At 72.6% G+C, this 7652-nt stretch carries 8 protein-coding genes; 1 reads left to right on the top strand and 7 read right to left on the bottom strand.

The annotated features are described in order from the left end of the window. The 3 genes from MCAG_RS02685 to MCAG_RS02675 form a co-directional block, all read right to left on the bottom strand. Positions 1-844: ABC transporter ATP-binding protein (locus MCAG_RS02685; protein ID WP_083802167.1), on the bottom strand; the 844-nt coding region annotated here is incomplete at its 3' end. An 83-nt stretch (positions 845-927) separates the two neighbouring features. Continuing rightward, positions 928-1791 (bottom strand): PHB depolymerase family esterase, encoded by an 864-nt coding sequence (locus MCAG_RS02680; RefSeq protein WP_198141475.1) that lies wholly within the window; start codon positions 1789-1791, stop codon positions 928-930. A gap of 291 nt (positions 1792-2082) precedes the next feature. Then, entirely contained in the window at positions 2083-3594 is a 1512-nt protein-coding gene (locus MCAG_RS02675) for a hypothetical protein (protein WP_232290051.1), read from the bottom strand. A gap of 19 nt (positions 3595-3613) precedes the next feature. On the opposite strand from MCAG_RS02675, the gene MCAG_RS34335 reads away from it, so the two are divergent. Continuing rightward, on the top strand, positions 3614-3877 hold the full coding sequence (locus MCAG_RS34335; protein ID WP_232290050.1) for a hypothetical protein: 264 nt from the start codon (positions 3614-3616) through the stop codon (positions 3875-3877). Between the two features lie 127 nt (positions 3878-4004). Here the strand turns inward: MCAG_RS34335 and MCAG_RS02670 are convergent, their stop codons facing one another. From MCAG_RS02670 to MCAG_RS02655, 4 genes are all read right to left on the bottom strand, one after another. Next, complete coding sequence (locus MCAG_RS02670; protein ID WP_007071447.1) at positions 4005-4967, bottom strand: sulfotransferase domain-containing protein; 963 nt, start codon at positions 4965-4967, stop codon at positions 4005-4007. 25 nt (positions 4968-4992) lie between these two features. Then, positions 4993-5817, bottom strand: a complete 825-nt coding sequence (locus MCAG_RS02665; RefSeq protein ID WP_036372044.1) for an alpha/beta fold hydrolase — start codon at positions 5815-5817, stop codon at positions 4993-4995. Between the two features lie 2 nt (positions 5818-5819). Continuing rightward, complete coding sequence (locus MCAG_RS02660) at positions 5820-6125, bottom strand: acyl carrier protein (RefSeq protein WP_036372042.1); 306 nt, start codon at positions 6123-6125, stop codon at positions 5820-5822. Positions 6126-6205: 80 nt separating this feature from the next. Further along, positions 6206-7597, bottom strand: coding sequence for a polyketide synthase dehydratase domain-containing protein (locus MCAG_RS02655; protein WP_198141474.1), 1392 nt, complete (start codon positions 7595-7597; stop codon positions 6206-6208). Positions 7598-7652 lie beyond the last annotated feature (55 nt).

Below are 7652 nucleotides of genomic sequence, written 5' to 3'. Positions count from 1 at the left end.
CGGGTCGCCAACCGGCCGGCGCGGCGGGCGATGCCAGCCGCTCCGCCTTGTGTACGCCGTCCAACTCGCCCAGCGCGGCGCACAGGGCCTCCGGGTCGTCGGCGGGGGCCGGGGTGACCGTGAGGTCGAGGATCGCGTCGCCGGCCAGGCCCCGGACCAGGTTCTCCGGGGTGTCGAGGGTGAGCAGCCGGCCGTGGTCGACGATGCCGACCCGGTCGACCACCCGGGCCGCCTCGTTCATGGCGTGGGTGGTGAGCACGATCGCGACGCCGCGCTCGCGTAGCTGGCGGATCTGGCTCCAGATCAGCAGCCGGGTCTGCGGGTCGAGGGCGTTGGTCGGCTCGTCGAGGAAGAGCACGGTGGGGTCGTGGGTGAGCGCCCGGGCGATCATCAGCCGCTGGGCCATCCCGCCGGAGTACGCCTCGATCCGTCGGTCGGCCCGCTCGGTGAGGCCGAATCGTTCCAGCAGCTCCTCGGCCCGGGTCTCGGCCTCCCGCCGGGGCAGCCCGTGGTATGTCGCGTGGTAGACCAGGTTCTGCCGGGGGGTGAGGGCGCGGTCCAGGTTGTTGTGCTGGGGCACCACCGCCAGTTGGGCGCGGGCCGCCGCCGGATCCCGGCCGACGTCGACGCCACCGACCAGGGCCCGGCCGCCGGTGGCCCGCAGCCGGGTGGTGAGGATGCCGACGGTGGTGGACTTGCCGGCGCCGTTGGGCCCGAACAGTCCGAAGATCTCGCCCGGCGCGACGGTGAACGACAGCCCGTCCACGGCGTTGGCGTCGCTGCGGGGGTAGCGCTTGACGAGGTCGGCGACCTCGACCACGGCCGGCCCGTCTCTGCTGGGCATCTTCTCTCCTGTCTGGGGGTGCGGGGGTGCCGCCGTGCGCCGCCGGGGCAGGGATGCCCGGCAGCGCACGGCGCGGCCGGCGGTCAGCCGCCGGCGGGCTTGGGGTGGGCGCTGAAGAACTGCCAGATGGTCTGGGTGGCGTTCAGCGCAGTGGAGGGCGGGTCGAGGTTGAGCAGCCTCTGCGCGCGGGGTGGGTTGGGCTTGCCGCCGGGCCACTGGTGGCCGGCGTCGGTGATGGTGATCAGCTCGACGCTGCGCCCGCCGGGGCAGTTCGCGGCGGTCCGGACGACCGGGCCGGCGGTGGTGGTCTTCGGCTCGCCGCAGTCGCCGACGGCGCGCCACCGGGCGGCCAGCTCTGGGGCGGGCGGCCCGTCGATCTTCACCGGGTTGCGGCCGGTGCCACCGTTGTCGCGCTTGCCCGGGCCACCGCCGTAGGGCATGGTCTTGTCGAGTTTGCCCTGGATGTGCAGCACGGACACCGGCTTCGGGTCGGTGCACTGCCCGGTGAGCGTGGTCGCCACCGCGCCGACGGCGGCGAAGATCGTGGTGTCGCAGACCAGCTTGAACGCCAGCAGGCCGCCGTTGGAGATCCCGGAGACGTAGGTGCGGGCGGGGTCGACCGGGAGGCTCTCGCCGACGGTGCGAACCAGCTCCGTGATGAACTTGACGTCGTCGACACCCTCGCGGGCGGGTGCACCGCAGCACTCGCGTCCGACCGCCCAGGCCCGGTTGATCCCGTCTGGGAAGACGACCACGAAGCCGTTGCGGTCAGCCTCCTCAGTCCACCCGTACGCCTCCTCGGCCTGCTCGCCGGTGCCGGCCGCCCCGTGCAGCATGACCACGAGCGGGACCGGGTCGGTCAGCTTCGCCGAGGCGGGCCGGTACAGCCGGTAGGTGCGGTCACGCCCCTCAACGGTCAGGGTGCGCTCGGAGCTGCCGACAGGCACGTTGGCTGCCTGCCCGTCGGGTGCCTGGCCGGCTGTCGGCCCGCGGTCGCCGGCCCCGCCGCCGCCCCGAGAGCAGCCGGCGAGCAGGGTCAGCCCGACGAGGAGCGCGAGCGCTCCGGCGAGTCGGACGGCGGCGGGGGAGGGCGACGCCCGGCGGGACCGACCGCCGGGCGCCCCGGTGACAGGGCGAAAAACGGAAAAAGTCGTCATATGAACACTTTCGCCCGTGAATGTTCGAGGAATGTCAGGAACGGGCCAGGGTTCGGCAAGGCTGCCGACCGCCGGCGTGGGTCAGCGGCCGTCCCTGAGCCGGATCAGCTCCCAGCCGCCCTCGGGAACGTCGTCGTTCGGGTCGGTACGCAGGTTCATCGGGTTCGCCGTGCCCAGGTAGATGGTCGAGCCGTCGGTGACCATGTTGCGCACCCCGTAGTTCAGGTAGTTGCCCACCCCGGTGTCGCTGATCGTAGTCGCCGCCTTCCGGGTCGACGAGAACGAGTAGAGGTCACCGCCGTACACCGCCTCGGGGATCTCGGCGGTGGCCCGCGCGCCGGCCGGCGCCGCCGCCACGGCCGGAGCCTTGGCCAGCACGTCGCCCATCTGCGGCGACAGGCCGAGCTGGGCGGCGGTCTGCTGGCCGAGCTCCTTGGCGAGGTAGCTCCAGTCCATGGTGCCGATGTAGAGCTTCCCGCCGGCCACGGTCATCTTCCAGGTGTAGTTGTTGTACGGGTTGCCGAAGCCGGCGTCGCCGAACTTCGGGGTGTAGTTGGTCGACTTCTTGGTCCACGCCCCGACCCCGCCGTTGGCCTCCGGGTCGAAGGCGGGCAGTTCGGTCGCGCCGTAGAGCATCTCCACCTTCTGGTTCGAGGAGCCGAAGCCCTTGCCCCGGTAGATGCTGATCGCCCGCTGGGTGTTCTGGGCCGTCGCGGTCTTCCCGGCCTCGTCCGCCGGCGGGTAGAGGGACAGATGCAGGGTGGTGGCCTTCATCGGCACGTGCATGGTGCCCCAGTACAGGTAGCCGCCGTAGGAGGCCAGGCCGCCAAGGCCGTAGGTGTAGGCGGTCACCTCGTCCGGCTCGTAGCTGGTCACGTTCCACACCTGCTGCCAGGCGTTCGTGTCGTCCGGGGTGAGGCCCGGCTCGCCGGCCCTGAGCTTCGGGCTCATCCACACCGAGGCGAGGGCCGACGCCGCCGGTGCCGGCGCCGCGGCGTCCGCCCCGAGTTCCTCGGTCGACCCCGGCCAGGTGGTGACGAAGATCCGTCCGTCGTGGACGGTCAGGTCGGCCGCCTGCGCCGGTAGGACCGCCACCTCGACGAAGCTGAACGGGTCGGTCTTGCTGCCCGTCCAGCGCAGCACGTGGCCACGGTTGCCGCCGTTGTTGCCGACGCCCACCCCGGCGTACAGCGCGCCCTCGGCCACCGTGAAGTGCCGGATGTTGCCGTACGCGGGGAAGTTGCGCGAGCCCAGGTAGGCCCCCGTGTCGGTGTCGAAGGCGAAGAGGTTGATGCTCTCGCCCATCGCCGGACCGCCCAGCAGCGCGACGCCGCCGTAGTTGCCGGCGGCCCGGATGCCGACCGTGCCCTGGAGCCGGCTGGTGTCGTCGGGCGAGGCGGCCTTCACCAGCTCGGTCTTCTCGGTGAGCTGGTTCGAACTCATGTCGTAGGTGTACAGCCGCGGAGTGCGGTGGTCGCCCAGCTTGACCGGCAACTCCGGGTTGTGCTGGGCGATCTGGCTCTCGCCGTACTCGCAGACCCAGTCGGCGTTCTGCGTGGGCTCGGTGTTCTCCAGCGTTCGACCGCTGGTCAAGCAGTTGACGTTCGCTCCGGTGCCGAAGAACAGCGTCCTGCCGGCGCGGGTCAATCCCCCAACAGATACGCCTTGGTTTGACCTTGGCCTGTCCGGCGGCGCATGTCGGGCCCGCCGGGTACGGCTGCCCGATCCCGGCAAAGCACTCGTCGGACTGGGCCTTGGCAAGCACCTGCGTGGTCGGCTGGCCGCCGGCCGCCCCGGTGGCGCCGAGCGGCGCGGCGAGCGCCGCCGAAGGAACGGCCAGCGCGGGCCCGAGCCCGAGCACGGCAACGGCGGCTAACAGCCGCCGGGCGGAGATCCGGAGTGGATTCACCAACTGCCTCTCTTTCCAGCAAAAAGGGTGGGACACCCGCGGCCGTGGCCCGGCGGTCCGGGCCGCGGCGCGCGGGAGACGGGGGTGCGGCGGTTCAGGCGGCGGCGGGCTCGGGCTTGCGGGCCGGGGCGACGACCCGCCCGGCGACCTGCTCGGCCCACTGAGCGGCGTCGGGGAACTCCAGGTACTCGCCGAGCTGCGTCAGCTCACCGACCGGGTCGGCGACCAGGTCCTCGTAGCGCATCCGCAGCAGGTGCTCCGGCGGCACGTCGGCCAGCGCCTGGTCGGCCTGGCTGGTCATGAACGCGCACAGCCCGAGGTAGCGGCGCATGTCCTCGCCGCGCTCGCGCAGCGCGTCGGCGGTCAGCCGGTGCGGCAGGAACGGCTGGAGGTCCTCCGGCACCTCCTGGCTGTCGGTGACCCGGAACGGGTCCAGGCCGCAGCGGCCCAGGAACTCCACCCGGAGCTGGATGAGCTGGAAGGACGAGTGCCGGCTCATCGACTTGGCCGTGTCCTCCCGGTTCCGGGTCAGGTACACGATCTTGCAGTCCGGAAAGCCTTTCAGCAGGTGCGGCGCCAGGTGGCTGGAGCCGCCGGAGCGCTCCACCCAGCGCGTCTTGCCGGTGAGGGTGGCCAGCAGGTCCAGGAAGTCGCTGTGGTGCCGGGCCACCGACTGGGTGCCGAAGCCCGGGACCCGCGCGGCGAGCTGGTCGAACAGCGCGTCCGGGTCGTCGGTGAGCTTCGACAGGGTGATGGCCAGGATCCGGGGCAGCTCCGTCATCCGGCCGGCCCACCGACCGGTGGCCGGGTAACGGACCTCCTTGGGCGGCAGCCCGATTCGGAACAGGGTGGCCAGCTCCGGTTTGGGGCTGGCCAGCACCGCCCAGTACTCGGCGCCGGTGATCACCTCGGAGCTGCGTGCCCACGGCGTCACCGACATGAAGAACTCCTGGGCCGAGAGCGTGTCGGGCTGCTCGTGGATCAGGTCGGACAGCAGCGTCGAGCCGCAACGTCCGTTGCTGATGATGATCGACCGACCCGTGATCGGGTTGTCCATCGAAGACCTCCTGGATGTCGCGCTGTCATGTGGTGACGGGTGGGGCCACTTCGATCCCGCACTCCTCGCCCAGCCAGGCGAGGACGTGCCGGCGGACCGAGTCGGGCCGGTCGATCAGGACAGAGTGCTTCTGGTCGGGCAGGACGACGACCCGGGTCTGCGGCAGCAGCCCGCGTACGGCCGGGGCCAACTCGCCCACCGCCGAGTCGCCGCCGTACAGGCACAGCACCGGGCAGGCGATCGCGGCGATCGCGTCGCGCGCCGGCAGCCGGCTGGCCGGCAGCTCCGCCGCCAGCGTGGTGTCGGCGAGCATCCGGCCGGTGTCGGCGGCCCGGCGGGCGGCGATACGGCCCCGGGCCGCGCCGATCTCGGCCAGCGCCCCCTCGCGGGGCAGCCGGGCGGCGACCCGCTCCAGCCGCATCCGCACCCGGCTCATCCACTCCGGCGTCGGCGGGGACGACTCCACGGCCACGATGCCGGCCACCCGGTCCGGGTGGCGCGCGGCGTAGCCGAAGGCGATGGTCCCGCCGAACGAGTTGCCGAGCAGCAGCAGCGGGCCCGTGACGTCCAGCTCGACCAGGAGCGCCGCCAGGTCGTCGACGAAGTCGTCGAGGGCGTAACCGGTGGCCGGGCGGTCGCTGCGGCCGTGGCCGCGCAGGTCGTACAGGACGGTCGGGAAGCCGGCCCGGCTCAGCGGCTCGGCCATGGTGAAGTACCAGCTCGCCATGGTGTCCGAGGCCATGCCGTGGATGAGCACCGCCGTCGGCGTCGGACCGGTCCGGCCCACCGGCGCCGGACCGGCGGGATCGAGCCGCTGTACGTGCAGCTCGATCCCGTTCGCCCGCACCATCGTCACCGGCTGCCCGCCGGGACCCCGTCGCCCTCCAGCGAGTTGGCGATGTGCTCGACGAGCTGGCCGACCCGCAGCTCGCCCACCGTCTCCAGGTCCAGCTTGGCGACGAAGTGGGCGAAGTTCACGGTGTCGCCGTAGCGGGCCTGGAGCCGGCCGGCGAGCGAGACGACGTCGATGCTCTCCATGCCCAGGTCGTCGCGGAACGTGGTGTCCATGGTGATGACCTGGTCGGTCGCGAAGTCGCCCAGTACGGCGTTGATCATCTCGGTGAGGTCGGCGAGGATGCTGTCCTGGGCCGCGGCCATGGTAGTTGCTCCTTCTACTGATCCGGTGGGGTGACCTGCTGTCGGGGTGGGCCGGCCGGTCGGTCGGCCCGGTCGGTCGTTCACGGTCGGGACACCCCGGGCGGGGTGGCGGGGTCCGGCTCCGGACCCCAGGTCCAGGCGACGACGTACCGCCGGGGCGGCAGGTCCTCGGGGTTGTCGACCTCCCGGTGACCCACCCGGTACGCGCGCCCGGCGACCTCGACGGTCAGCACGGAGTCGGTGGCCTCGCGCACCTGGAACCGGCGCGGCTTGCCGTCAAGCCCCGTGCCCTCCGCCTTGCCGACGGCCTCCTTCGCGGCCCAGAACCGAGTGAACCACAGCCGCCGCGCGGCGGCGTCCCCGCCGGCCAGCGACGCCAGCAGCGCCGCCTCGCCGTCGGTGAGGGCGAAGCCGAACGTGCTGTCCGGGTGGTCGGTGATCTCGGCGACGTCGATGCCGACGCCCGGCGTGGCGGCCGGCGAACCGGCGGGACGCAACCGGGCGATCGCCACCCCGATCTCGGCGCAGTGCGCGAGTGAGACGTCACAGTCGTCGAGGCCGCGACCGGGCCGACCGCGCACCCACGGCCGCCCGTCGGGGTCGTTGCCGACGGTCAGCTCGATCGGGTAGATGTCGGTGTGGCCCTGCTCCCACAGCCGGGACCGCACCGCGTCCTTGGCCGCGATCCGGCCGAGCATCCACTGCTTGCGGGTCTTGGCCGGGTGCCGCTCGTACTCGGCGTAGGCCGCGCCGCCGAGGATGCCCCGGGCCGCCATGCCCCGGGTGACCAGGTCGGTCCAGCAGTCGAAGGCCATCGTCCAGCCCTCCGGCTGGAAGTGCGACATCGGGTACCGCTCGGGGAAGCGCTCCGCGACCCGGGCCTGCGGGTGGCTGTCGAACCGACGGTCGACGGCCCCCTCGATCTGCGCCCACACCCGCCCCTGGTAGCTGAGCTGGGTGTCGGCGACGAGCTTCCCGTCGTCGATGGACCGCACCCGGGCGACGCAGACGAACGCGCGGCCGGCCGGCGGGGGCGGCCCGAAGAACCGGACCCGGTTCAGCCCCACCGGCAGCGCCACCGTCCGGAACGGCTGGGTGGTGATCAGCCAGTTGCCGATGAGCTGGAGCGCGTTGTCCAGCAGGGCGCCGGGCGGCACCGGGGCGGTGACGATGCCCCGTACGTGCATGTCGCCGAGCGCGTGCACCTCGGTCACGCCCTGGAACTGCGGGCCGTGGAACATCAGCCGCTCCGCGTACATCTCGGCGGCGCCGAGGGTGGGCGGGCGCTCGGTGGCCGGGTCGTGGGTCCAGACCTCCGGCGGAGCCGGGTACGCGGGCCCGACCTCGATCGTGGCCCGGGCGTACCCGGCGAAGGCGACCGAGTAGAGGTTCGGCCCGGCGGCCTTCACCACGATCTCGACGTCCGTCGCCGGCTCGGCGATCAGCCACTTGTTGAACTTGGCGTCGTGCACCTGGACCACCCGGGGAGCCCGGGACCAGTTGCTCCACCGCGTCCATCATGTGCGC

Origin of the sequence: Micromonospora sp. ATCC 39149, assembly GCF_000158815.1 — a bacterium.
Taxonomy (GTDB): domain Bacteria; phylum Actinomycetota; class Actinomycetes; order Mycobacteriales; family Micromonosporaceae; genus Micromonospora.
The sequence above is the reverse complement of the archived record's forward strand: the minus strand, read 5'-3'. Positions and strand labels throughout refer to the sequence as shown.

What these genes read in the sequence shown, in the direction of transcription:
- MCAG_RS02660 (WP_036372042.1), bottom strand. Translation starts at nt 6,125, where the DNA reads ATGGCCGCGGCCCAGGACAGCATCCTCGCCGACCTCACCGAGATGATC.
- MCAG_RS02665 (WP_036372044.1), bottom strand. Translation starts at nt 5,817, where the DNA reads ATGGTGCGGGCGAACGGGATCGAGCTGCACGTACAGCGGCTCGATCCC.
- MCAG_RS02670 (WP_007071447.1), bottom strand. Translation starts at nt 4,967, where the DNA reads ATGGACAACCCGATCACGGGTCGGTCGATCATCATCAGCAACGGACGT.